Source organism: Mesorhizobium sp. M0189 (assembly GCF_040322135.1).
In the GTDB taxonomy this organism is placed as follows: domain Bacteria; phylum Pseudomonadota; class Alphaproteobacteria; order Rhizobiales; family Rhizobiaceae; genus Mesorhizobium.
Window position 1 is genome coordinate 41,265 of sequence record NZ_JAMYSW010000020.1, and the last position, 23,226, is coordinate 64,490.

Sequence of the window (23,226 nt, forward strand, 5' to 3'; positions counted from 1 at the left end):
GGGACAGGAGAGAAAAGATGGCCGACGACAGTCCTTTCACCATCGATGCCGATTGGTTGCAGAAGCGGCTCGGCGAGCCTGGGCTGACGATCGTCGACGCGTCCTGGTATCTGCCGGCGCAAAAGCGCGACGCGCGCGCCGAGTATGACGCAGCGCATATTCCAGGCGCCCGCTTCCTAGACCAGGATGCGGTTTCGGACCCCGACGCGGCTCTGCCTCACACGCTGCCGTCGCCGCAGCATTTTGCCCAATATGTCGGCGCGACGGGCATTTCGGCCGACGACACGATTGTTGTCTATGACGGGCCAGGGTTCTTTTCTGCACCGCGCGCCTGGTGGTTGTTTCGCGTTATGGGCGTGTTCCAGGTCTATATACTCGACGGCGGTTTCGATCGTTGGAAAGCCGCCGGACGGCCGGTGACGGCGGAGCCGACGAAGATCGCGCCTTGCGTGTTTTATGCCAACTTCGATGCCGCCCGCGTCGCCAGCCTTGCCGACATGCGCCGGATCGTCGAGACGGGGGAGAGCCAGATCGCCGACGCACGCTCGCCTGGCCGTTTTGCCGGCACCGAGCCGGAGCCGCGCCCCGGCATCCGCTCCGGCCACATGCCGGGCGCGCACAACGTGCCGTTTTCGGCGCTTTCGGAAAACGGCGAATTGCTGCCCAAGGACAGGCTGCGCAAAGTGATCGAGGAGGCCGGCATCGATCTGTCGAAGCCGGTCGTCACCTCCTGCGGTTCGGGGGTCACCGCGGCAGCCATCACGCTGGCCCTGGAGACGCTTGGCCATGCCGAAAACAGGCTTTACGACGGGTCATGGACGGAATGGGGTGGGCTTTCCGCCACGCCCGTCGTGACGGGCAAGGACCGACGGTGATGAAAAACGGAGCGCTGGAAGACATCGACGTCACCGTGACATTTCTCGAAATGCATGTGCCGCCTGCCTATTCGCCGCCGCTGCCGTACAACCGCCAGATCGCGCTGCTCAAGACCAAAGACATTCCGCTGCATTTCTACCGCTATTTGATGGATCGGGTCGGCCGCAAATGGCACTGGGTCAACGTGCTGAGACTGAATGACGAGGAGCTTGCGGCGGGCATCCATCGCGAGGACCGCGACATCAGGGTGCTTTATCTCGACGGCGCGCCGGCCGGCTTCTTCGACCTCAAGCCGCATCTGCCGGAGGAAGTGGAACTCGCTTATTTCGGCATGATGGAGCACGCGACCGGGCAAGGCATTGGCCGCTGGTTCCTCGGTGCGGCAATCGCCGCAGCCTGGGCGCACGGACCCAAGCGGGTGACGGTGCAGACCTGCACCCTTGATCACCCAGCAGCCTTGCCGCTTTATCAAAAACTCGGCTTCACGCCGGTGGCGCAAAAAAAGGAGGTCGTACATCCGATGCCTTTTGCCGAGCGCGCGGCCAGCGTCATGCGGCCCTGATTTTCAGGCTCGTTCATCCAAGCTTCAGCTAGTCTTTGCCATCTTGTCGGCATCACAATGCGGCCGAGGGCCGAAGGAGAAAAGACATGCTGACCCGACGCACATTTGCCGCCGTGCTGGTTGCGGCACTCGCCATGCCGACCCTTGCCGTTGCCCAGGCGACCACGCCTTCGGCCGCCACGATCGAGCGCCAGCTTGAAGCCGCGCCCCGGGTGAAGCTGCGCCCGAATCAGCGCGTCACCATCCGCGAATTCAAGAAGCGGCCGGACTTGCGGCGCATGGTCCGCTCTATCGATATCCAGTCGATCAATTTCGCCTTCGGCTCGGCTGCCATTTCCGAATCGCAATACGCCAAGATCGAAAACATCGCCGATGCACTTCAGCGCGTTCTGCGGCGCGATCCGGGTGCCCGCGTGCTGATCGAAGGCCCTACCGATGCTGTGGGCTCCTTCCAGTCGAATCAGATTTTGTCCGAACAACGTGCCGCCTCGCTGAAGCGCACCTTGCTGCGTGAATTCGGTGTGCCCGGCTATGCGCTCGAAACCGTCGGCTACGGCGAGGAGTTCCTGCTCGTGCAGACGCAGAATGAGAACTGGCGAAATCGCCGGGTGACGCTGCGCCGCTTCGACGACTTCATCCGTTAAAATGATCTAGCCGTTCAGGGTCTGGATCAATATTCAAAGGCGAGCCCGACTTGAATGAGCCGGGCTCTTTCCATATCGCTGTCGTCTAAAAACCGATGGTGATGGAGGATCGCACGATGGCAATTCGCGTGGTAATGGCCGGCGCGACCGGTTGGGTCGGCAAGGCGCTGGTTCCGGCGATCGGGGCGCAAGGTGACATGGCGCTGGCCGGGGCTGTGTCACGTAGCGGCGCGGGGCAGGATTCCGGCCTGCTGGTTGGCATGCCGGCTAATGGTATCTCCGTTTCGGCCTCGCTGGCCGAGGCGCTGGAGGCGCCGTCGGACGTACTGGTCGACTTCACCAAGCCACATGTCGTGAAAGACCATGTGCTGCTCGCCATCGACAAGGGACGGCACGCTGTGATCGGCACATCGGGACTGGGTGCTGCCGACTATGCCGACATCGACGCCGCGGCGCGCGCCCACGGCGTCGGCGTCGTTGCCGCCGGCAACTTTTCCATCACCGCTACGCTGATGAAGCGGTTTGCACTTATGGCGGCAAAATACGTGCCGGATGTCGAGGTCATCGATTATGCCAGTGCAAAGAAGCCCGACGCGCCCTCCGGTACCGCGCGGGAACTTGCTGAAGCGCTGGCCGACATCCGCAAGGCTTCGACGGCAAAGCCGGTCTCCGAGGTCTCCGGCGTGCCGGCTACACGCGGTGCTGCGGTCGGCACGGGCGAGGGTGTGCAAGTGCACGCCCTTCGCCTGCCGTCCTACATCCTGTCCTGCGAGGCGTTGTTCGGCCTGCCAGACGAGCGGCTGACTATCCGCCACGACGCCGGCTCGTCCGCGGCGCCTTACGTGGCGGGCACGCTGCTCGCCATCAGACGGGTACAGCAGATCAAGGGTCTGGTTCGCGGTCTCGACGCGCTGATGGACTGATCCATTTCGGCAGGAATCGGGTGGGAAGCTCTGTCTTGCGAGCATAATTTCCGGTCAACGACACCGGAGATTTAGCCATGACGCTGAAATTCAAAGCCTTGCCAACCGATGCGGTCCGCGCACTTCAGCGCGGCGGGCCTGATGCTTATGGCTTGAAGCCAGAGCGGAAGATTTCGGATGGCGACGGCGTGCCCTGCCGTCATTGCCTGAAGAATGTTGCTGCGGGAGAAGCCTATCTTGTTCTGGCCTATCGGCCTTTTCCGGAACTGCAGCCTTATGCCGAAACCGGGCCGATCTTTCTGCATGCGGAGGAATGCGAACGCGCCGCCGAGGGGAAAACGCCTCCCGATATGCTCGAAAGCGGCGAATACATCGTGCGCGGCTACGGCAAGGACGACCGCATCGTCTATGGCAGCGGCGGCGTCATTCCGACCGATGCCATCGCGGCACGGGCGGAGACGTTGTTCGAAAGCGACGACATTGCTTACGTCCACATCCGCTCGGCGCGCAACAATTGCTATCAGTGTCGGATAGACCGGGTGTAACCGGATAGGCTGCACCGGCTTGGGCTGTCGTACTCCCGTCGTATTCTTGCGATAGAGAGGGATGGTCGATCGATTTGCCGACCGCGGATGAACCGGCGGAAATCTCGACAACCGAGGAAGCGGGGCTTTGGCTCCGCTTTTTTGTTGTCGGGTTATTCCGCGCGCCCGACACTTTTCAGTTTTTCGACATAAGAAAAACCCGTCGGACGAAACCGACGGGCACTGGAGAGGCAGATTCGGACAGCTCAGGCCGCGAGAACGGCCTTCGGCTCGACCAGCTCATAGCCGAGTGCTTCGGCCACTGCGCGATTCGTGATCTTGCCCTTGTGGACGTTCAGCCCGTTGCGCAGATGGTGGTCGTCTACCAGCGCCTTGAGGCCCTTGTCGGCGAGCTGCAGGCCATAGTGCAGCGTCGCATTGTTGAGCGCGTGGGCCGATGTGACCGGCACCGCACCCGGCATGTTGGCGACGCAATAGTGGATGACGCCGTCGACCGCATAGGTCGGCTCGGCATGGGTGGTGGCGTGCGAGGTCTCGAAGCAGCCGCCCTGGTCGATGGCGACGTCGACCAGCACGGCGCCTTTCCTCATGCCCGAGAGCATTTCGCGCGTCACCAGCTTGGGCGCGGCTGCCCCCGGGATCAGCACGGCGCCGACGACGATGTCAGCCGAAAAACATTCTTCCTCCAGCGCCTCGACGGTCGAGTAGCGGGTGTGGACGCGGCCTCCAAAGATATCGTCGAGCTGACGCAGGCGCGGGATCGAGCGGTCGATGATGGTGACGTCGGCGCCAAGCCCGGCAGCCATCCGTGCAGCATGCAGGCCGACGACGCCGCCACCGAGCACAGTGACCTTGCCGGGCAGCACGCCGGGCACGCCGCCAAGCAGCACACCGCGGCCGCCATTGGCCTTTTGCAGCGCCGTGGCCCCCGCCTGGATCGACAGGCGGCCGGCAACTTCCGACATCGGTGCCAAGAGCGGCAGGCCGCCGCGCTCGTCGGTGACGGTCTCGTAAGCTATTGCGGTGACGCCGGAGGCCAGCAGGCCCTTGGTCTGCTCCGGATCCGGGGCGAGATGCAGATAGGTGTAGAGGATCTGGCCGTCGCGGAGCTGAACCCATTCGTTGGGCTGCGGCTCCTTGACCTTCACGATCATGTCCGACTTGGCAAACACGTCGGCGGCCGTCTTGGCGATCGTGGCGCCGGCGGCGCGGTACGCGTTGTCGTCGGCTCCGATGCCGGCGCCGGCGCCGGTCTCGATCAGCACTTCATGGCCATGCGCGACATATTCGCGGACCGAGCCCGGTGTCAGGCCGACGCGGTATTCATGGTTCTTGATTTCCCGGGGGCAACCGACGCGCATCTTTTTTCTCCTGATCCGGCCCTTTTAGGGCCTGTTCCCTGTCTAGAGATAGTGAACCACGAATCGTTCGGTAAGTGTTTGCGAATGCGCTTGCCTAAGAGACTACTGTTCGATAATCGTTGCGCGAAACAGTAGAATTATCGCAGGAACCCGCAAAAATGCCGCTCGACAGGATTGATATCGCCATTCTCGAGACATTGCAGAAGGATGGGCGGATACCCAATGCAGCGCTCGCCGAAAAGGTCGGCCTGTCGCAGTCGGCCTGTTCGCGGCGGCTGGACAATCTGGAGAAATCCGGAACCATCCGCGGCTATCACGCCCGGCTGTCCAACGCTGCACTTGGGCACCAGATGACGGCGATCGTGCATATATCGCTGTCCGGGCAATTCGAGAAGACGTTGTCGGATTTCGAAGCAGCGATAAAGCGCTGCCCGAACGTCCTGTCCTGCCATCTAATGTCGGGCGAGTATGATTACATCCTGCGCATCGCGGCGAAGGATCTCGTCGACTACGAACGCATCCACAAGGAGTGGCTTTCGGCAATGCCGCATGTGACGAAGATCAATTCGTCCTTTGCCTTGCGCGAAATCGTCGATCGCACGGCCGTTGGAATGAAGCCTGAGCTAGCCTAGGCCCCGAACTCGCCTAAGCCCCGAACTCGCCTAGGCCCCAAACTCGCCTAAACGTTGAATGACTCGGTCACCACACGGTCCATCGGAATATCGTGCGGCTGCGGGTAGATGGTCACGATGCGCTGCAACTCGTAGCCGACGCCGATGACCAGCGGCTTGAACGGCATCGCGGCAAGCGTGCGATCGAAGAAGCCGCCGCCATAGCCCAAGCGAAAATGTCCGGGATCGATGCCGACGATCGGCGAAATGACGATGTCGGGCAGTACCGGATCGCCCTCGGCCGGTATCGGGATATTCCAGACGCCCTTCTCCAGCCGGTCTCCGTGGGTATAGGCGCGAAAGACAAGCGGCCGGTCTTTCTCCACAACGACGGGCAACGCCGTTCGGCCACCCCGCGTGTTAACGGTTTCCATCCACGGGCGCAGGTCCGGCTCGCCGCGAAACGGCCAGTAGAGGCTGACCATGCTTCCGGCGATGTCGCCGATCACCGCGTCGAGACCCTCGGCAATGCGCTGCGACATGGCTGTGCGCATGTCGGCGGAAACGGCAAGGCGGGATGCGATCAACCGCTCGCGCTCGGCCTTGCGCCAGCGCCTGACATCGGTCCATTCGGATAGCGGCGCTTGGAACTCCGGATCGAGCTCGTGCATAAAACAAGGCGGCGAGGCGTACTGCCCTGAGCCTTCATCTTCATCCTTAGCCATGATTCACCTGCAATATACTGTTCCGACCAAGCCCTATCCGGGACGTAGGCTATATCCGGGAATGAGTCTGCAGCATGCGTATTCACGACATCAGGCGACGAGTCCCAGGCAGGTGCAGCGCAGGCATTGCTGCACTGCACAAGGATACTTACATCAGCCTTGGCGAGAGGGATGAGTGAGATGAACACAGCCAACCATCACGTCGTCGTCGTAGGCGCCGGATTCGGCGGCCTCGAATTCACCCGCGCACTTACTGGCGCGCCGGTGCGCATCACCATGATCGATAGGCGCAATCATCACCTCTTTCAGCCGCTACTCTACCAGGTGGCGACGACGGCGCTGGCAACCTCCGAAGTCGCCTGGCCGATCCGCCATCTCCTGCGCAAACGCAAGGACGTGACGACGCTGCTTGCGACCGTGACTGGCATCGACCGCACCGGCAAGCGCGTGCTGCTGCAGGATGGCGGAGCGGTCGCCTACGACACGCTGCTGCTGGCCACCGGTGCGCGGCACGCCTATTTCGGCCATGACGAATGGGAGCCGTTCGCGCCGGGCCTGAAGACGCTGGAGGACGCCACCACCATCCGACGGCGTATTCTTTTGGCTTTCGAGCAGGCCGAGCGGGAAACCGATCCCGCCAAGCGCCAGGCACTGCTGACGCTGGCGATCGTCGGCGGCGGGCCGACCGGCGTGGAATTGGCCGGCACGATTGCCGAACTGGCGCATGACACGCTGCGCGGCGAGTTCCGCAACATCGACACGCGCGAGACGCGTGTGGTGCTGATTGAGGCCGGCGACCGCGTTCTTGCCAATTTCGCGCCGGAGCTCTCCGTTTATGCAATGAAGGCGCTCGAACGACTCGGCGTGACCGTCGAACTCGGCCGGGCGGTTACACGCTGCGATGCTGAGGGTGTCGTCTTCGGCGACAGGCATTTGCCGGCCAGGACAATTCTTTGGGCGGCGGGCGTCGCCGCTTCGCCGGCCGCCGAATGGCTCGGCACGGCAGCGGACCGCGCGGGCAGGGTGCTTGTCGAGCCCGACCTCACTGTGCCGGGAAACCCGGAGATTTTCGTCATCGGTGACGCAGCACACGTCCTGCGGCCGGATGGCCGGCTGGTGCCGGGCGTCGCGCCCGCCGCCAAGCAGCAGGGACGGCACGTCGCCGCGACGATCAAGGCCAGGCTCGCCGGCGAAACAACGGTACGTCCGTTCCGCTACAGGCATGACGGCGATTTGGCGACGATCGGCAAGCGCGCCGCGGCCATCGATTTCGGCTGGATCAAGCTCACCGGCCGGCTTGCCTGGTGGCTATGGGGCTTGGCGCATATCTACTTCCTGATCGGCTTCCGTAACCGGCTTGCGGTTTCCCTGAGCTGGCTATGGATCTACTTCACCGGTCAGCGCAGCGCTCGGCTGATCACCCAGGGCGACGACGACAAGGGCTGATTGTTCGCTGCCGGACGTTCATCGGCGCGTCACCTCCTCTTGATGGAATCGACTTCTGGACTCGGCTGGATTTCGGCGCGAAGCTTTGCTTCGGGCAGGACTTGTCACGTCGTGGAAGAAAGAGAAACGAATGTCCCAATTGCGCCACCTCGTCTCACGCCGCGATTTCCTCGCCGGCGTCGCCACCGGCGGAGCGCTGATCATGCTGCACCCGTTCTCCGCCCGGGCTCAAGCCAATCAGGCGCATCTGAGGATTATGGAGACGACCGACATCCACGTGAACGTGCTTCCTTACGATTACTACGCCGACAAACCTAACGACACGATGGGGCTGTCGCGAACGGCATCATTGATTGAAGCCGTGCGCAAGGAAGCAACCAACGCGATGCTGATCGATAATGGCGACATTCTGCAAGGCAACCCGATGGGCGACTACTTCGCCTACGAGAGGGGCATGAAGGACGGCGATCTGCATCCGGTCATGAAGGGCATGAACCTGCTCGGCTACGAATGCTCGACGCTCGGCAATCACGAATTCAACTACGGCCTGTCGTTCATGGACAAGGTGCTGGCCGGAGCCAATTTCCCGTTCGTCTGCGCGAATTTGATCCGCGGCACGGAGCTTGCCGCGAACCCGCGCGAAGACAAGCTTTATCTCAAACCTTACGTCATCCTCGACAGGAAGATCAAAGACGGGTCGGGCGCCGAGCAGCCGATCAGGATCGGCATCATCGGCTTCGTGCCGCCGCAGATCATGGTCTGGGACCTGAAAAATCTCGAGGGCAGCGTCAAGACGCGCGACATCGTCGAGGCGGCCAAGGCGTGGGTGCCGCAGATGAAGGAAGAAGGCGCCGACATCATCATTGCGCTCTCCCATTCCGGCATCGACGCGAAGCAAGGCGACATGATGGAGAATGCCTCCTTCTTCGTTGCCGGTGTCGAAGGTATCGATGCGGTGTTCACGGGCCACCAGCATCTGGTCTTCCCTGGTAAGAAGGACTTTCAGTCGCTGGAGGCCGTCGATACGGCGAAAGGCACGTTGCAAGGCAAGCCCGCCGTCATGGCCGGCTTCTGGGGCTCGCATATGGGGCTGATCGATCTGTTGCTGGAGCGCGACGGATCGACATGGAAAATCGTCTCGGCGACCTCTGAGGCCAGGCCTATCTTTGAGCGGGCCGACAAGACGAACAAGCCGACCGTCGCTGACGACCAGCGCATCGTCGACGCGCTCAAACAGGACCACGAGGCGACGCTTGCCTATGTGCGTCGGCCGGTCGGCAAAACCTCGGCGCCGCTTTATTCCTATTTTGCGCTGGTCGCCGACGATCCATCGGTGCAGATCGTGAGCCAGGCGCAGACCTGGTACTTGAAGGACATCCTGAAGAACACCGAGTGGAAGGATATGCCGCTGCTGTCGGCGGCGGCACCGTTCAAGGCGGGCGGGCGCAACGGCGCCGACTATTACACCGACGTGCCGGTAGGCGATATCGCCATAAAGAACGTCGCCGACCTCTATCTCTATCCAAACATGGTGCGCGCCGTCGAAATCACGGGGGCAGAGGTGAAGGAATGGCTGGAAATGTCGGCCGGCATCTTCAACCGGATCGAGCCGGGCAAAGCTGACCAGGCGCTCATCAACACCGACTTCCCGTCTTATAATTTCGACGTGATCGACGGCGTCACCTACCGGATCGACCTGTCGCAGCCACCGAAATATGATTCGAAGGGCGGGCTGGTGAACGCCGGCTCGAACCGCATCATTGACTTGATGTTCGACGGCAAACCAATTGATCCCATGCGGAAATTCGTCGTCGCAACCAACAACTACCGGGCCGGCGGCGGCGGCAATTTCCCGGAGATCAATGCCTCGAAGATCATCTACGAAGCGCCCGACACCAACCGCGACGTGATCGTGCGCTATATCGTCAGCAAAGGCACCATCAACCCGTCGGCGGATGCCAACTGGTCGTTTGTGCCGCTGCCGGAAACCAGCGTCGTGTTCCAGACCGGCGCCAAGGCGAGAGAGTTTATTGCGCAAGTGAAGTCGCTGAAGATCGAGCCGGCGGGCGAGGGCGAAGCGGGGTTTTCCAAGTACCGCATCACTCTTTGAGGCGAGGATTTGAGCGTCGGCTCGAAACTGTCTCAGCGTTAAGATACTGTCCCGATACGGCCGATCCGTTTGAGGGCAGGCAGCCTCTTCAGGCAGGTGGTGCGAAACGCCGCTTGACGGCAGGCATGACCAGATCCAGCGCATCCGTCGAAATCCCACCGGAATAATCGTCCGGCAGTTGGTCGATTGAGGCGGGGTCGTCGAGGCCTTGTGAAAAGCCGCCGCCGGAATAGGGACCGAGCAGGTAGACGCGGCTGCCGACGCTGTCCATACGGTCGAGAAAACGGCCGGGCCAGCCCCACATCCACTTTGCGACATTGACGGGGATGAGCAAGGTGCCCTGGCGGCAGGCATCCGGAACGTAGCCACTCCAGCCGAGCGCAGCATAGCGAAGAATGCAGCGCGTCAGGGACGCGCGGCTCTGTGTGTGCATGTCCGGCAACGCTGCCTTCACTGCTTCTATAGGCCTGTCGCCGCCATAGACCGTCAGATTGGCGCGCTCGGCCGGCGTCAATGTGGCGAGCCAGGCGGCCAGCATCTCGCCTTCCTTGGGATCGTTGCTTTTGATGTTGATATTGAAACGCCGGTTCGGGAAGCGCTGCAAGACTTCATCCAGCGACGGCATGATGCCGACACCCTTGCCGCGAAACGGAAAGGTCTTGCCGCCATCGGCAGTGTAGCCATAACCGATATCGAGCGTCTTCAATTCGGACATCGCATGGCGGCGCGTTTCTCCCTTGCCGTTGGTACGACAATCCAGCGTCCAGTCGTGGAAGACGGCGAACGTGCCGTCCGTAGTGGGATGGACATCGAGTTCGAGCGCGTCCGCACCGAGCGCGAAGGCGGCTTCCATCGAGGGAATCGTGTTTTCGAGGAAGGAATGGCGCGGCGTCAGCATGCGATCGGCCGTGCATGTTTCCGATCCGAGGTTCGTACGGTCGAAATCCTGAGCCAGGCCGCGATGGGCAAGCACCGAAGGGGTGCCGGCCGGCCGGCTCGACAGCAGCGAGGTGTTGTTGAGCCAGATGCCGCCTGCAGCGACAAGAATTGCAATGAGGGAGATCGTCCGTTTGCGCATGGTATGATTCCTGAAGCGGTCGTCGAAGCCGAGCGGGGTTATCTTTCCAAGCCGCCGGCAGCGGTATCGCCAGTTTGGCCAGCAAGCATTGCGGCAGACAGACCAAAGGCCGTTAAAATTCGGGAAGGGTCCCAGCAGGGCCGGAATCACTATGGTTGCAACCACCCATATGCGCTAGTTTTAGCCATGCGTTATGTCATCGTCATCACGGCCGTCACCTTTTTCCTGATCTGGGACGGCATTTACAACCAAGGCCGCTACCTCGACAGGACCATCAGGGAGGTGACGCGCGTCGTGCACTATGTAACCAGTATGGTGTAGTTTCTCTTCTTCGCCACGGTTCGCCGACGCGACATCCTGCCGATTGACGGCACGCTCCCGCTGACACAAAAGAACGCCGGTCCAACGGTCGAGGAGGCTGGGTTGATCCGGCATATCGTTTTCTTCAGCGCGCGGCGTAAAGTGGACGTCGAGGCAGTGCGTACGGGTCTGCTGGCGCTTGGCAAGATACCTCACTCGCGCCGTTTCGAGGTGACGCTCAACACCAAGGTCGATCCGCTCTCGGACGAAATCGATGTGGTCGTCTACGCCGAGTTCGAAGACGAGGCAGCGCTCGCCGCCTACAAGGCGCATCCGCTCTATGCAGAGACCACCAGCCGGGTAAAACCGCTGCGCGAATTGCGTTATTCGGCCGATATCGTCGCAAGTTGACCGCCCCCAAGGCAGATTTCACGTCGCGGAGCGGGGCCGCGCCGCAGCCCGATTCATTCCGTCTGAGCCGCGGAGGTCTCGGTCGGATCGACGCCCGGCCGCTTTGGCGCGTTCCAGATCAGCACGGCGATAACTGCTATCGCAATAACGGCCAGGGCAATGAAAAGGTCTCTTCCCCTGGCAATGAGCTAGGATGATTTTTGACGGCGGCAAGTCGGCTCCTCGCGGCCGGGCACTGCGATCGCCGCCGAGGTGCCGGCTAAGCCCTTGAACCATTTTCAGGAATGAGGCACACCGCGCGGGACATGACCGAGAACACCCCCGCAAGCCCTCATCCGCTCGATCACCTGGTGTTGCCGACCGCGAGCCTCGATGTTGCGCGGGCGCGCTTGACCTTGCTCGGCTTTACCGTTGCGCCGACGGGTATCCATCCCTTCGGAACGGAAAACTGTTGTGTCTTCCTCACCGACGGTACCTATCTCGAGCCGCTCGCGGTCGCCGACCGACAGGCCGTGGCAACGGCGATCGCGAACCGCAATGTCTTTGTCGCGCGGGATCACACCTATCGCGAAAGAAACGGTGATGAAGGATTTTCTGCCGTGGTGCTGGGCACCGAAAGCGCCGTCGCGGACCACGCGCGCTTCATCGAAGCCGGACTGTCGGCGGGAGACATGCTCAGCTTTTCGCGCGCCTTCGCTGATGCGACAGGAAAGAGCGACACCGCATCATTCAAGCTTGCCTTCGCGGCTCTAGGCAAGGCAACGGACGCTTTTCTCTTCGCCTGCGAACGGATCAATGCGCCGAAGGTCGACCGCACCGCTTTGCAGGCCCACGCTAATGGCGCAACCGGCATTGTCGAAGTCGTGGCAGTCAGCCGCGAACCTTCCGAACAAGGCCATGTGATTTCGATCGCAGCCGGGATGGAGGCGCAGAGCGGCACTGTCTATAAGCGGCCGAATGCCGCTGTGACCGTTCTGGATCCTGCAGCCTTTGCGGCACGCTTCGGCATTCCCGCCGGCGCGCCGTCTGAACTCCGCTTTGCTGGGATCGTCTTTTCGATTAGGCACTGCGACACCGTCGCAAAGCTGCTTGCAGCCAATTCCGTCAAACACGACATACGCGGCGGTGATATCATCGTGCCGCCGGCGCCAGGGCAGGGCGCGGCCTTCATTTTCCGGGAGATCGCATGAACAAGCTCAATCCTCTGATGCCAAATTCTCCCGTTGCGATCGGAAAGGTCATTTTCGGCAACAGCGCGCCCCTATCGCTGATCGCCGGTCCATGCCAGCTGGAATCGCGGCAGCACGCTTTCGACATGGCCGGTGCGCTGAAGGAATTGACCGAACGGCTCGGCATCGGGCTCGTCTACAAGACCAGCTACGACAAGGCCAATCGCACCTCGCTTGGCGGCACGCGCGGTGCGGGACTTGAAGCGGCAATGCCGATCTTCGACGATTTGCGCAAGAATTTTTCGCTGCCGATCCTGACCGACGTCCACACTGAGGAACAATGCGCGATCGTCGCGCCGCATGTCGACATTCTGCAGATTCCTGCCTTCCTCAGCCGGCAGACCGATTTGCTGATTGCTGCGGCAAGAACCGGCAAGGTGGTCAATGTAAAGAAGGGCCAATTCCTCGCGCCATGGGACATGAAGAACGTCGTCGCCAAGATCACCGGCTCCGGCAACGCCAATGTCTTGGTGACCGAGCGCGGCGCATCCTTTGGTTACAACACCTTGGTGTCCGACATGAGGGCGCTGCCGATCATGGCCGAGATCGGCGCGCCGGTCATTTTCGATGCCACTCATTCGGTGCAGCAGCCGGGCGGGCAGGGCGGTTCGTCTGGGGGCGACCGGCGCTTTGTCGAGACGCTGGCGCGCGCGGCTGTCGCGGTTGGCGTCGCCGGCGTCTTCATCGAGACGCACCAGGACCCCGACAACGCGCCTTCCGACGGCCCCAACATGGTGCCGCTAAAGGATCTTCCCGCATTGCTTGAACGGCTGATGGCGTTCGATCGCATCGCCAAGAGCGTGGGTTGAACCAGCAGTTGCGCCACAGCAGCGTCGCCAAGAAAACTTTGAAGAATTTCGAACCTGTCTGGAACCTTAGCCCGCGGCCCTCATTGTCAAAATCTAATGTCAACGACGACGAGGAGCACACCATGACGACCCAGACGGGACACACCGAAGCCATTGCCGCTTCGCGGGTTATCGGCACATCGGTCTACAACACGGAAGGCACTCATATCGGCGACATTGAGGACGTCATGCTCGACAAATTGTCGAACGGAATCATGTTCGCCGTGATCGGTTTTGGCGGATTTCTCGGCATTGGCGAGAAATACCACGCCATTCCGTGGGCGAGCCTTGATTATGATGAGAACAGGGGTGGCTATGTCGTGCCGTTCACCAAAGACCAGCTGATGGCCGCTCCTTCCTACTCGATCAACGAGCTGACCGGCGCCGACGGCGAGGCTGCACGTGACGCCTCATACAACTACTACAAGGTCGAGCCTTACTGGCACTGACTAAGTCTCCTGGAATCAAAAAGGCCCCCGGGAAATCGGGGGCCTTTCGATGTGGCGGGATGCTACTGCGCAATTTGCAGGGCCGGCAAAGGCGACGATCCCTGCGGGGGTTGCTGATTGTCGCACGACGTCAGGAACGCAGCCGCAATCAGGAACAAACTCACAATACCGCTCAACTGGGACATGGCGAAACTCCTCCTGTTTCGCCCCGCGCGACAACAGCCATAAACCAGAAACCGGCATGCCGCGCATGACAAATGATGACAGCGCTTTGTGCTTCGTGAATCCCAAGAGCGGCAATGGGCGCACGGGCAATATTTGCAAGTGCCCCGATTGCGTTTTGCAGCGCTTTGGCTAAGAGGTGCGCGACGCTTCAATCGATCAATCGGGGACATCGCAATGACGGCCATCATCGACATTGTCGGGCGTGAAATCCTGGACAGCCGCGGAAATCCGACCGTCGAGGTCGACGTCGTGCTCGAAGACGGCTCAATGGGCCGCGCCGCGGTGCCGTCCGGCGCATCGACCGGCGCGCATGAGGCGGTCGAACTGCGCGACGGCGGCCCCCGCTATCTCGGCAAGGGCGTGCTCAGGGCGGTTGAGGCAGTGAACGGCGAGCTGTTCGAGGCGATCGGCGGCATGGAGGCCGAGAATCAGATCCACATCGACCAAACCATGATCGAGCTCGATGGTACGCCCAACAAGAGCCGGCTCGGCGCCAATGCCATTCTCGGTGTGTCGCTGGCCGTGGCCAAGGCCGCGGCCGAAGCGGCCGGCCTGCCGCTCTACCGTTATGTCGGCGGCACCAAGGCGCATGTGCTGCCGGTGCCGATGATGAACATCATCAACGGCGGTGCGCATGCCGACAACCCGATCGATTTCCAGGAATTCATGATTCTGCCGATCGGCGCGCCGACGCTGCGCGATGGCGTGCGCTGGGGCTCGGAGATATTCCACACGCTGCGGAAGAGGCTGAAGGATGCCGGCCATAACACCAATGTCGGCGACGAGGGCGGCTTTGCCCCCAACCTGAAAAGCGCGCCGGCCGCGCTCGACTTCATCATGGAATCGATCGAGAAGGCCGGCTTCAGGCCAGGCGAGGAGGTCGCACTCGGACTCGACTGCGCGGCGACCGAGTTCTTCAAGGACGGCAACTACGTCTATGAAGGCGAGAAGAAGACCCGCGACCCGAAGGCGCAAGCCAAATATCTGGCCAAGCTCGCTGCCGACTACCCGATCATCACCATCGAGGACGGCCTGGCCGAGGACGACTGGGACGGCTGGAAAATGCTGACCGACCTCATCGGCAAGCAAACGCAGCTGGTTGGCGACGATCTGTTCGTCACCAACACGGCGCGGTTGCGCGACGGCATCCGCATGGGTGTCGCCAATTCGATCCTGGTCAAGGTCAACCAGATCGGCTCGCTTACCGAAACGCTCGACGCCGTCGAGACCGCGCACAAGGCCGGCTATACCGCGGTGATGTCGCACCGCTCGGGCGAGACCGAGGATTCGACCATCGCCGACCTCGCCGTTGCCACCAATTGCGGGCAGATCAAGACTGGCTCGCTGTCACGCTCGGACCGCATGGCCAAGTACAACCAGCTCATCCGCATCGAAGAGGAGCTCGGCAAGCAGGCGCGGTATGCCGGCAAGTCGATCGTTAAAAGCTGATTTTCGACAGAAAATCCGAGCGAGCGAGGGCGGGGACATTCCCGCCCTTTTGCTTTCAGGGCTCCGAATCCAGCAATCCGTAACCGTCCATTAAGCACAATCGGGCGACAAAGGCGGCGCAGAGGATTCGGACCATGTGGACACGCCAGCACAAGCAAAGAAACACCGGCCGGCTGATCATCCCCTCGCTCTGCGTGGTGTTCCTGACCTATTTCGGCTTCCATGCCTATCATGGCGAGTTCGGCATCTATTCCAAGTATCGGCTCGAAGCCGAGACTGTCGCATTGCAGGGCAGGCTTGATGCCGTCAAGGCACGCCGGATCGACCTGGAGCGCCGCGTCCAGCTGATGCATGAGGGCACGCTCGAGAAGGACATGCTGGACGAGCAGGCGCGCAAGGCGCTCAATCTGTCCCATGCCGACGAGATCACCATCATGCTGCCGGTCGCAAGATAACGCAATTTCAGTTAATCGGCGATATTTGCAATGATTTTAGGCGCTTAGATGCATGACAGCCATGCGTTTTCGGCATGGCGAAAGCCTTCCCTGCATGTTAGCCTGCCTCAAATCGGTGGGAGAACTGATCTCCCTCGCTGTCCGCCAAGAGACGCCAACAGGGAGTGATGCATGGCCACCGCCGCCAGAAAAGCGCCTGCCAAATCCAAATCCGACGGCAAAACGATGGGCCTTTCCACCCCAAAGCCTGTTGAATTCACCAAAGACCAGGAGCTTGCCGCCTACCGGCACATGCTGCTCATCCGCCGCTTCGAGGAAAAGGCCGGCCAGCTTTACGGCATGGGCTTCATCGGCGGTTTCTGCCATCTCTACATCGGCCAGGAGGCGGTCGTTACCGGCATGAAGATGGCGCTGATCGATGGCGACCAGATGATCACCGCCTATCGCGACCATGGCCATATGCTGGCCATGGAGTTGTCGCCGCGCGGCGTCATGGCCGAACTGACCGGGCGCCGTAGCGGCCTGTCGAGAGGCAAGGGCGGCTCCATGCACATGTTCTCCAAGGAGAAGCATTTTTACGGCGGCCACGGCATCGTCGGCGCGCAAGTGTCGCTCGGCACCGGCATTGCCTTCGCCAACCGCTATCGCGGCAACAACAATATGACGCTGACCTATTTCGGCGATGGCGCCGCGAATCAGGGCCAGGTCTACGAAAGCTTCAATATGGCCTCGCTATGGAAGCTTCCGGTGGTCTACATCATCGAGAACAACCGCTACGCCATGGGCACCTCGGTCTCGCGCTCGTCGGCCGAGACGGATTTTTCGCATCGCGGCGCCTCCTTCAAGATTCCAGGCATCCAGGTCGACGGCATGGATGTGCGCGCCGTCAAGGCCGCCGGCGACCTCGCCGCCGAATGGTGCCGCGCCGGCAACGGGCCGCTCATTCTCGAAATGCAGACCTACCGCTACCGCGGCCATTCGATGTCGGATCCAGCAAAATACCGCTCCAAGGAAGAAGTGCAGAAAATGCGCTCCGAACGTGACCCGATCGAACAGGTCAAGGCACGGTTGCTCGACAAGAAATGGGCAAGCGAGGACGAGCTCAAGGCCATCGACAAGGAAGTCCGCGACGTTGTCGCCGACGCTGCAGAATTTGCCCAGAACGACGCGGAGCCGGATCCGTCCGAGCTCTGGACCGATATCGTACTTTAACGAGAGGGCAAGGACATGCCGATCGAAATTCTCATGCCCGCCCTCTCGCCGACCATGGAAGAGGGTAATGTTTCCAAGTGGTTGAAGAAAGAAGGCGACAAAGTCGCAGCCGGTGACGCCATTGCCGAGATCGAAACCGACAAGGCAACGATGGAAGTCGAAGCCGTCGATGAAGGCACACTTGCCAAGATCGTGGTTCCTGCCGGCACCGAAGGCGTCAAGGTCAACACGCTGATCGCTGTGCTGGCCCTCGATGGCGAAGACATCGACGAGGCGGGCGAAGGCATTGGCGAGGAGGCTGTCGAGTCGCAAGCGGCAGCGCCCGCGGCTGCTCCGGCCCCCGCGGCTGCTCCGGCCAAGAGCGAAGCGGCAACACCTGTTGCCGCCGCGCCCAAGCTGGAAATTGCCGCCGATCCGGACATCCCGGCCGGCACCGAAATGGTCTCGACCACGGTGCGTGAAGCGTTGCGCGACGCAATGGCGGAGGAAATGCGCCGCGACGGCGACGTCTTCGTCATGGGCGAGGAAGTCGCCGAGTACCAGGGCGCCTACAAGATCACACAAGGCCTGTTGCAGGAATTCGGTCCGAGACGCGTGGTCGACACGCCGATCACCGAGCACGGCTTTGCCGGCGTTGGTGTTGGCGCGGCGATGGCCGGCCTGAAGCCGATCGTCGAATTCATGACCTTCAACTTCGCCATGCAGGCGATCGACCAGATCGTCAATTCAGCCGCCAAGACGCTCTACATGTCCGGCGGCCAGATGGGCGCCCCGATCGTCTTTCGCGGCCCGAACGGCGCTGCTGCCCGCGTCGCCGCGCAGCATTCGCAGTGCTATGCCGCCTGGTACAGCCATATTCCTGGATTGAAGGTGGTGATGCCTTATACCGCCGCCGACGCCAAGGGTCTGCTCAAGGCGGCGATCCGCGATCCGAACCCGGTCATCTTCCTCGAAAACGAAATCCTTTACGGCCACTCCTTCGACGTGCCGAAGATGGACGATTTCGTGTTGCCGATCGGCAAGGCGCGCATTCACAAATCCGGCAAGGACGTGACCATCGTCTCGTTCGGCATCGGCATGACCTACGCGATCAAGGCGGAGGCGGAGTTGCGCGGCATGGGCATCGATGCCGAGATCATCGACTTGCGCACTATCCGCCCGCTCGACTTCGACACGATCATCGCCTCGGTCAAAAAGACCAATCGCCTGGTGGTGGTCGAGGAAGGCTTTCCGCAGAACTCGGTCGGCGACCATATCGCCAATCAGGTCTCACAGCGCGCCTTCGATTTCCTCGACGCACCGGTCATTACCATTGCCGGCAAGGACGTGCCGATGCCCTATGCGGCGAACCTCGAAAAGCTGGCGCTGCCCAATGTCGGCGAGGTCGTCGAGGCGGTCAAAGCCGTCACGTATCGCTGAGCAGGGCGGGAGGACAAAATGCCGATCAACATCACCATGCCGGCGCTGTCGCCCACGATGGAAGAGGGCAATCTTTCCAAGTGGTTGGTCAAGGAAGGCGACAAGGTTTCGCCGGGCGACGTGATTGCCGAAATCGAGACCGACAAGGCAACGATGGAAGTCGAAGCCGTCGACGAAGGCACGGTTGCCAAGCTGGTGGTTCCGGCCGGCACTGAAGGCGTCAAGGTCAATGCGCTGATCGCGGTGCTGGCGGCGGAGGGCGAGGATGCTGCTTCTGCCGCCAAAAGCGGTGATGGCGCTGCGCCGGCAAAGGCTGAGGCGACGCAGGAAAAAGCGCCAATCTCCCCACCCGTGGGGGAGATGTCGACGAAGTCGACAGAGGGGGGCGCTGTCCCTCCTGCCGCAGGGAGCGAGGCGCCCCCCTCTGGCCTGCCGGCCATCTCCCCCACACGGGGGGAGATCAGCCAATCCGCGAACGGCCGCATCTTCGCCTCGCCGCTGGCCCGCCGCATCGCCAAGGAAGCCGGTGTCGATGTGTCGGCGGTGACGGGCTCCGGCCCGCATGGTCGCGTGGTCAGGGCCGATGTCGAGGCCGCAATTTCCAGTGGCGGCGCCAAGGCGGCACCAGCAGCAAAAGCAGCGGCCGCCGGTGCTCCGGCACCTGCGGCAGCAGCACCCAAGCCAATGTCCGACGAGCAGGTGCTCAAACTGTTTGCCGAAGGCTCCTACGAGCTGGTCCCCCACGACAATATGCGCAAGACAATTGCGCGGCGGCTGGTCGAGGCCAAGACCACCATCCCGCATTTCTATCTGACGCTCGACTGCGAGCTCGACGCACTTCTGGCCCTGCGCACGCAGATCAATGCGGCCGCCCCGGTGAAGAAGACCGAGAAGGGGGAAACGCCGGCCTATAAGCTTTCCGTCAATGACATGGTCATCAAGGCTCTGGCCATGGCGCTGATGGCGGTGCCGGATGCCAATGCGTCGTGGACAGAAAACGCCATGGTCAAGCACAAGCATGCCGATGTCGGTGTTGCAGTGTCGATCCCCGGCGGCTTGATCACGCCAATCATCCGGCGTGCCGACGAAAAGACGCTGTCCGTTATCTCCAACGAGATGAAGGATCTTGCCGGCCGCGCCCGCAGCCGCAAGCTGAAGCCGGAAGAATATCAGGGCGGCACCACGGCAGTGTCCAATCTCGGCATGTTCGGCATCAAGGATTTTTCTGCCGTCATCAACCCACCGCATGCGACGATCCTGGCGGTCGGCGCCGGAGAGCAACGCGCGGTGGTCAAGAACGGCGAGATCAAGATCGCCACGATCATGTCGGTGACGTTGTCGACCGATCACCGCGCCGTCGACGGTGCGCTCGGCGCCGAGCTGCTCGTCGCCTTCAAACGCATGGTCGAAAACCCGATGGGCATGCTGGTCTAAGAGAAGGGAACAGGGCGGTGCGGAAATTCTTCACCAGCCTTTTTGCCTTCTTTCTTTCCGGTTTGGCCGGCGGATTGGTGGCGCAGTGGCTCGCCGTCGCAACCAATGCCGACGTAGAGTACATCCTTGTGTTTATGATCTCGGCTCTCGTCGCCGTCCTCGTGACGGTCGCGTTCTTCATCGCACAATTCATGTCGGACCCACGACGGGCAACAAAGCTGACGGCGACCATAGGGGTAGCGTTTTTTGTGCTCGTTGGAGTTTCCCTGATCGGCTGGACTTTCTCCCAGCCCCCAGGCAAGAGCCAATGGTCGGGCGATCTTCCCATAGTCGCGGGTCTCGTCCTGCCGGGCATCGCTACGGTGCTGGTCCAGTGGCTTTTCGTGCGCTGGCGATTGGCGCGCTCGCAACCAGGTTTCGGCGGGGCAGGCACATGAAGACGGTCCTCTGCTACGGCGATTCGCTTACTTGGGGCTATGACGCGGCAAACCTCGGCCGACATCCGCTGGAAGATCGCTGGCCGAGCGTGCTGCAGGCGGCATTGGGCAGCGGCGTCGAGGTCATCGCCGAAGGCCTGAATGGCCGAACCACCGCCTTCGACGATCACTTGGCCGGAGCGGACCGCAATGGCGCAAGGCTGTTGCCAACGATCCTGACGACTCATGCGCCGATCGATTTGATCGTCATCATGCTCGGCGCCAACGATATGAAGCCGTGGATTCACGGCAATCCGGTCGCGGCCAAACAAGGCGTGCAACGCCTGATCGATATTGTGCGCGGTCATGATTACCCGTTCGATTGGCCGGCGCCGCAGATCCTGATCGTCGCGCCGCCCGTAGTCAGCCGCACGGAAAACGCCGAGTTCAAAGAAATGTTCGCCGGCGGAGATGACGCGTCAAAGCGGCTGGCGCCGCAATATTCCGCCCTTGCCGACGAGGCCGGCTGCGGCTTCTTCAATGCGGGCACGGTGGCCGAAACGACGCCGCTGGACGGCGTCCACCTTGACGCGGAAAACACGCGGAGCATCGGGCAAGCGCTGACGCCGCTCGTGCGCGTCATGCTGGAATTGTGAAGGAGAAAAGCCGTGGCTGAGAACTACGACGTTATCATCATCGGCTCCGGCCCCGGCGGCTATGTCACTGCAGTGCGTTCGGCGCAGCTTGGCTTCAAGACGGCGATTGTCGAGCGCGAGCACTTGGGCGGCATCTGCCTCAACTGGGGCTGCATTCCGACCAAAGCGCTGCTGCGCTCGGCCGAGATCATGCACTATTCGGATCATCTGAAGGATTACGGCCTGAAGATCGACGGTAAGGTCAGCGTCGACACCGCCGCCGTCGTCGATCGCTCGCGAAAGGTCTCGCTGCGGCTCAACGGCGGCGTCGGCTTCCTGATGAAGAAGAACAAGGTCGACGTCATCTGGGGCGAAGCCAAACTGACGAAACCCGGCGAGATCGTCGTGTCGAAATCGTCGAAGAAGCCGATGGAGCCGCAGCCGCCGGCGCCCAAGGGCGTCAAAGGCGAGGGCACCTACACCGCCAAGCACATCATCCTGGCGACCGGAGCCAGGCCGCGCGCATTGCCCGGCATCGAGCCGGACGGCAAGTTGATCTGGACCTATTTCGAGGCGATGGTGCCGAAAGAGATGCCGAAGTCGCTGCTGGTGATGGGCTCGGGCGCCATCGGCATCGAGTTCGCCTCGTTTTACCGCACTATGGGCGCAGAGGTGACGGTGGTTGAACTGCTGCCGGCTGTGATGCCGGTCGAGGACGCCGAAGTGTCGAAGTTTGCGCAAAAGCAGTTCGAGAAGCAGGGCATGAAGATCATCCTCGATGCCAAGGTGACCAAGGTCGAGAAGGGCGCCAATTCGGTCACCGCGCATGTCGAGATGAAGGACGGCAAGGTCGAGAAGATCACCGCCGACCGCATGATTTCAGCCGTCGGGGTACAGGGCAATATCGAAAATCTCGGCCTCGAGGCGCTCGGCGTGAAGACCGAACGCGGTTGCATCGTCGTCGACGGCTACGGCAAGACCAACGTGCCCGGCATCTATGCCATCGGCGATGTCGCCGGACCGCCGATGCTCGCCCACAAGGCCGAGCATGAGGGCGTGGTGTGTGTGGAAAAGATTGCCAATTTCGCCGGCGTGCATGCCATCGACAAGCTGAAGATCCCGGGCTGCACCTATTGCAATCCGCAAGTCGCCTCGGTCGGACTGACGGAAGCCAAAGCGAAAGCCGATGGCAAGGACATCCGCGTCGGCCGCTTCCAGTTCGCCGCAAACGGCAAGGCGATTGCGCTGGGCGAAGACCAAGGCTTCGTCAAGACCATTTTCGACAAGAAGACCGGCCAGTTGCTGGGTGCCCACATGGTTGGCGCAGAAGTAACCGAACTGATCCAGGGCTTCGTCGTGGCTATGAACCTGGAAACCACCGAGGAAGAGCTGATGCACACAATCTTCCCGCACCCGACGCTGTCGGAGATGATGAAGGAGAGTGTTCTCGACGCCTATGGCCGTGCGCTGAACGCATGATAAATTGGCTGCGCGAGACTCACACATGTATGTCAAGGAACTCGACGGCAAGGTAATTCGTTTCCGGATGCATTCATCACCACAGGAGAGGGCATATGGACGTGAACGGCGTGGGCTGGGTAGCAGCCATCATCATCGGCGGTTTGGCAGGCTGGTTTGCCGAGATGTTCATGAAGAGCAACACCGGCATCTTGATGAACATCATTCTTGGCATCGTCGGCGCGATCGTGCTGAATGCCATCCTGCAGGCGCTCAACATCGGCGCCTTCGGCGCCGGCTGGATCGCCTATCTGATCACCGGTTTCATTGGTGCCTGCCTGCTGATCTGGGTAGGACGCATGGTGCGCCGTTAATTGCTGAACTCATGCCATGCGAAAACGGCTG

General features: G+C 61.5%; 25 protein-coding genes. 22 read left to right on the top strand and 3 right to left on the bottom strand.

Going from position 1 to position 23,226, the window contains the following annotated elements:
• Window positions 1-17 precede the first annotated feature (17 nt).
• From sseA to NKJ09_RS27295, 5 genes are all read left to right on the top strand, one after another.
• Window positions 18-875: a 3-mercaptopyruvate sulfurtransferase gene (gene sseA / locus NKJ09_RS27275; RefSeq protein WP_352764119.1), complete on the top strand. Its 858-nt coding sequence runs from the start codon at window positions 18-20 to the stop codon at window positions 873-875.
• A complete protein-coding gene (locus NKJ09_RS27280; RefSeq protein ID WP_023717547.1) occupies window positions 875-1,438 on the top strand; it encodes a GNAT family N-acetyltransferase in 564 nt (187 codons plus the stop codon). Before sseA ends, NKJ09_RS27280 begins: the two co-directional genes overlap by 1 nt.
• An 86-nt stretch (window positions 1,439-1,524) precedes the next feature.
• On the top strand, window positions 1,525-2,082 hold the full coding sequence (locus NKJ09_RS27285; RefSeq protein ID WP_352496513.1) for an OmpA family protein: 558 nt from the start codon (window positions 1,525-1,527) through the stop codon (window positions 2,080-2,082).
• 116 nt (window positions 2,083-2,198) lie between these two features.
• Window positions 2,199-3,005: a 4-hydroxy-tetrahydrodipicolinate reductase gene (dapB, locus tag NKJ09_RS27290; RefSeq protein WP_352496512.1), complete on the top strand. Its 807-nt coding sequence runs from the start codon at window positions 2,199-2,201 to the stop codon at window positions 3,003-3,005.
• A gap of 77 nt (window positions 3,006-3,082) precedes the next feature.
• Window positions 3,083-3,550, top strand: coding sequence for a DUF1203 domain-containing protein (locus tag NKJ09_RS27295; RefSeq protein WP_352496511.1), 468 nt, complete (start codon window positions 3,083-3,085; stop codon window positions 3,548-3,550).
• A gap of 245 nt (window positions 3,551-3,795) precedes the next feature.
• On the opposite strand, the gene ald is transcribed toward NKJ09_RS27295, so the two are convergent.
• On the bottom strand, window positions 3,796-4,911 hold the full coding sequence (gene ald / locus NKJ09_RS27300) for an alanine dehydrogenase (RefSeq protein ID WP_352496510.1): 1,116 nt from the start codon (window positions 4,909-4,911) through the stop codon (window positions 3,796-3,798).
• A 158-nt stretch (window positions 4,912-5,069) separates the two neighbouring features.
• Between ald and NKJ09_RS27305 the strand changes: the two genes are divergently transcribed.
• Entirely contained in the window at window positions 5,070-5,543 is a 474-nt protein-coding gene (locus NKJ09_RS27305) for an Lrp/AsnC family transcriptional regulator (protein WP_023675099.1), read from the top strand.
• Window positions 5,544-5,590: 47 nt separating this feature from the next.
• Here NKJ09_RS27305 and NKJ09_RS27310 read toward each other — a convergent pair whose 3' ends face one another.
• A complete protein-coding gene (locus tag NKJ09_RS27310; protein ID WP_352496509.1) occupies window positions 5,591-6,247 on the bottom strand; it encodes a 5-formyltetrahydrofolate cyclo-ligase in 657 nt (218 codons plus the stop codon).
• Between the two features lie 180 nt (window positions 6,248-6,427).
• On the opposite strand from NKJ09_RS27310, the gene NKJ09_RS27315 reads away from it, so the two are divergent.
• A complete protein-coding gene (locus tag NKJ09_RS27315; protein ID WP_352496508.1) occupies window positions 6,428-7,693 on the top strand; it encodes an NAD(P)/FAD-dependent oxidoreductase in 1,266 nt (421 codons plus the stop codon).
• A 130-nt stretch (window positions 7,694-7,823) separates the two neighbouring features.
• Window positions 7,824-9,803: a bifunctional 2',3'-cyclic-nucleotide 2'-phosphodiesterase/3'-nucleotidase gene (locus NKJ09_RS27320; RefSeq protein WP_352496507.1), complete on the top strand. Its 1,980-nt coding sequence runs from the start codon at window positions 7,824-7,826 to the stop codon at window positions 9,801-9,803.
• Between the two features lie 88 nt (window positions 9,804-9,891).
• Here NKJ09_RS27320 and NKJ09_RS27325 read toward each other — a convergent pair whose 3' ends face one another.
• A complete protein-coding gene (locus NKJ09_RS27325; RefSeq protein WP_352496506.1) occupies window positions 9,892-10,881 on the bottom strand; it encodes a glycerophosphodiester phosphodiesterase family protein in 990 nt (329 codons plus the stop codon).
• Window positions 10,882-11,067: 186 nt separating this feature from the next.
• Here NKJ09_RS27325 and NKJ09_RS27330 point away from each other — a divergent pair, with 186 nt between their 5' ends.
• From NKJ09_RS27330 to NKJ09_RS27395, 14 genes are all read left to right on the top strand, one after another.
• Window positions 11,068-11,202 carry a hypothetical protein gene (locus NKJ09_RS27330; protein WP_352482532.1) on the top strand — a complete coding sequence of 45 codons (135 nt, stop codon included), beginning with the start codon at window positions 11,068-11,070 and terminating at the stop codon, window positions 11,200-11,202.
• A 102-nt stretch (window positions 11,203-11,304) separates the two neighbouring features.
• Entirely contained in the window at window positions 11,305-11,592 is a 288-nt protein-coding gene (locus NKJ09_RS27335; protein ID WP_023717556.1) for a Dabb family protein, read from the top strand.
• Window positions 11,593-11,897: 305 nt separating this feature from the next.
• Window positions 11,898-12,782, top strand: coding sequence for a VOC family protein (locus NKJ09_RS27340; protein WP_352482533.1), 885 nt, complete (start codon window positions 11,898-11,900; stop codon window positions 12,780-12,782).
• Window positions 12,779-13,630: a 3-deoxy-8-phosphooctulonate synthase gene (gene kdsA / locus NKJ09_RS27345; RefSeq protein WP_352482534.1), complete on the top strand. Its 852-nt coding sequence runs from the start codon at window positions 12,779-12,781 to the stop codon at window positions 13,628-13,630. Before NKJ09_RS27340 ends, kdsA begins: the two co-directional genes overlap by 4 nt.
• A 122-nt stretch (window positions 13,631-13,752) precedes the next feature.
• On the top strand, window positions 13,753-14,118 hold the full coding sequence (locus NKJ09_RS27350; protein WP_023717559.1) for a PRC-barrel domain-containing protein: 366 nt from the start codon (window positions 13,753-13,755) through the stop codon (window positions 14,116-14,118).
• A gap of 399 nt (window positions 14,119-14,517) precedes the next feature.
• Window positions 14,518-15,792: a phosphopyruvate hydratase gene (eno, locus tag NKJ09_RS27355; RefSeq protein ID WP_023717560.1), complete on the top strand. Its 1,275-nt coding sequence runs from the start codon at window positions 14,518-14,520 to the stop codon at window positions 15,790-15,792.
• Window positions 15,793-15,926: 134 nt separating this feature from the next.
• Window positions 15,927-16,247: an FtsB family cell division protein gene (locus tag NKJ09_RS27360; RefSeq protein WP_352482536.1), complete on the top strand. Its 321-nt coding sequence runs from the start codon at window positions 15,927-15,929 to the stop codon at window positions 16,245-16,247.
• A gap of 171 nt (window positions 16,248-16,418) precedes the next feature.
• Window positions 16,419-17,459 (top strand): pyruvate dehydrogenase (acetyl-transferring) E1 component subunit alpha, encoded by a 1,041-nt coding sequence (pdhA, locus tag NKJ09_RS27365; protein ID WP_502895946.1) that lies wholly within the window; start codon window positions 16,419-16,421, stop codon window positions 17,457-17,459.
• Window positions 17,460-17,474: 15 nt separating this feature from the next.
• The gene (locus NKJ09_RS27370; RefSeq protein ID WP_352496505.1) at window positions 17,475-18,878 is read left to right on the top strand and encodes a pyruvate dehydrogenase complex E1 component subunit beta; all 1,404 of its coding nucleotides are present in this window, start codon (window positions 17,475-17,477) and stop codon (window positions 18,876-18,878) included.
• Window positions 18,879-18,896: 18 nt separating this feature from the next.
• Window positions 18,897-20,312: a pyruvate dehydrogenase complex dihydrolipoamide acetyltransferase gene (locus tag NKJ09_RS27375; protein ID WP_352764126.1), complete on the top strand. Its 1,416-nt coding sequence runs from the start codon at window positions 18,897-18,899 to the stop codon at window positions 20,310-20,312.
• 17 nt (window positions 20,313-20,329) lie between these two features.
• A complete protein-coding gene (locus tag NKJ09_RS27380; RefSeq protein WP_352496541.1) occupies window positions 20,330-20,749 on the top strand; it encodes a hypothetical protein in 420 nt (139 codons plus the stop codon).
• Window positions 20,746-21,384, top strand: coding sequence for an SGNH/GDSL hydrolase family protein (locus NKJ09_RS27385; RefSeq protein WP_023717566.1), 639 nt, complete (start codon window positions 20,746-20,748; stop codon window positions 21,382-21,384). The genes NKJ09_RS27380 and NKJ09_RS27385 overlap by 4 nt, the downstream gene beginning before the upstream one ends.
• A 12-nt stretch (window positions 21,385-21,396) precedes the next feature.
• On the top strand, window positions 21,397-22,842 hold the full coding sequence (gene lpdA / locus NKJ09_RS27390) for a dihydrolipoyl dehydrogenase (RefSeq protein ID WP_352496542.1): 1,446 nt from the start codon (window positions 21,397-21,399) through the stop codon (window positions 22,840-22,842).
• Window positions 22,843-22,937: 95 nt separating this feature from the next.
• Window positions 22,938-23,195, top strand: a complete 258-nt coding sequence (locus NKJ09_RS27395; RefSeq protein ID WP_023717568.1) for a GlsB/YeaQ/YmgE family stress response membrane protein — start codon at window positions 22,938-22,940, stop codon at window positions 23,193-23,195.
• The last annotated feature ends 31 nt before the right edge of the window (window positions 23,196-23,226 follow it).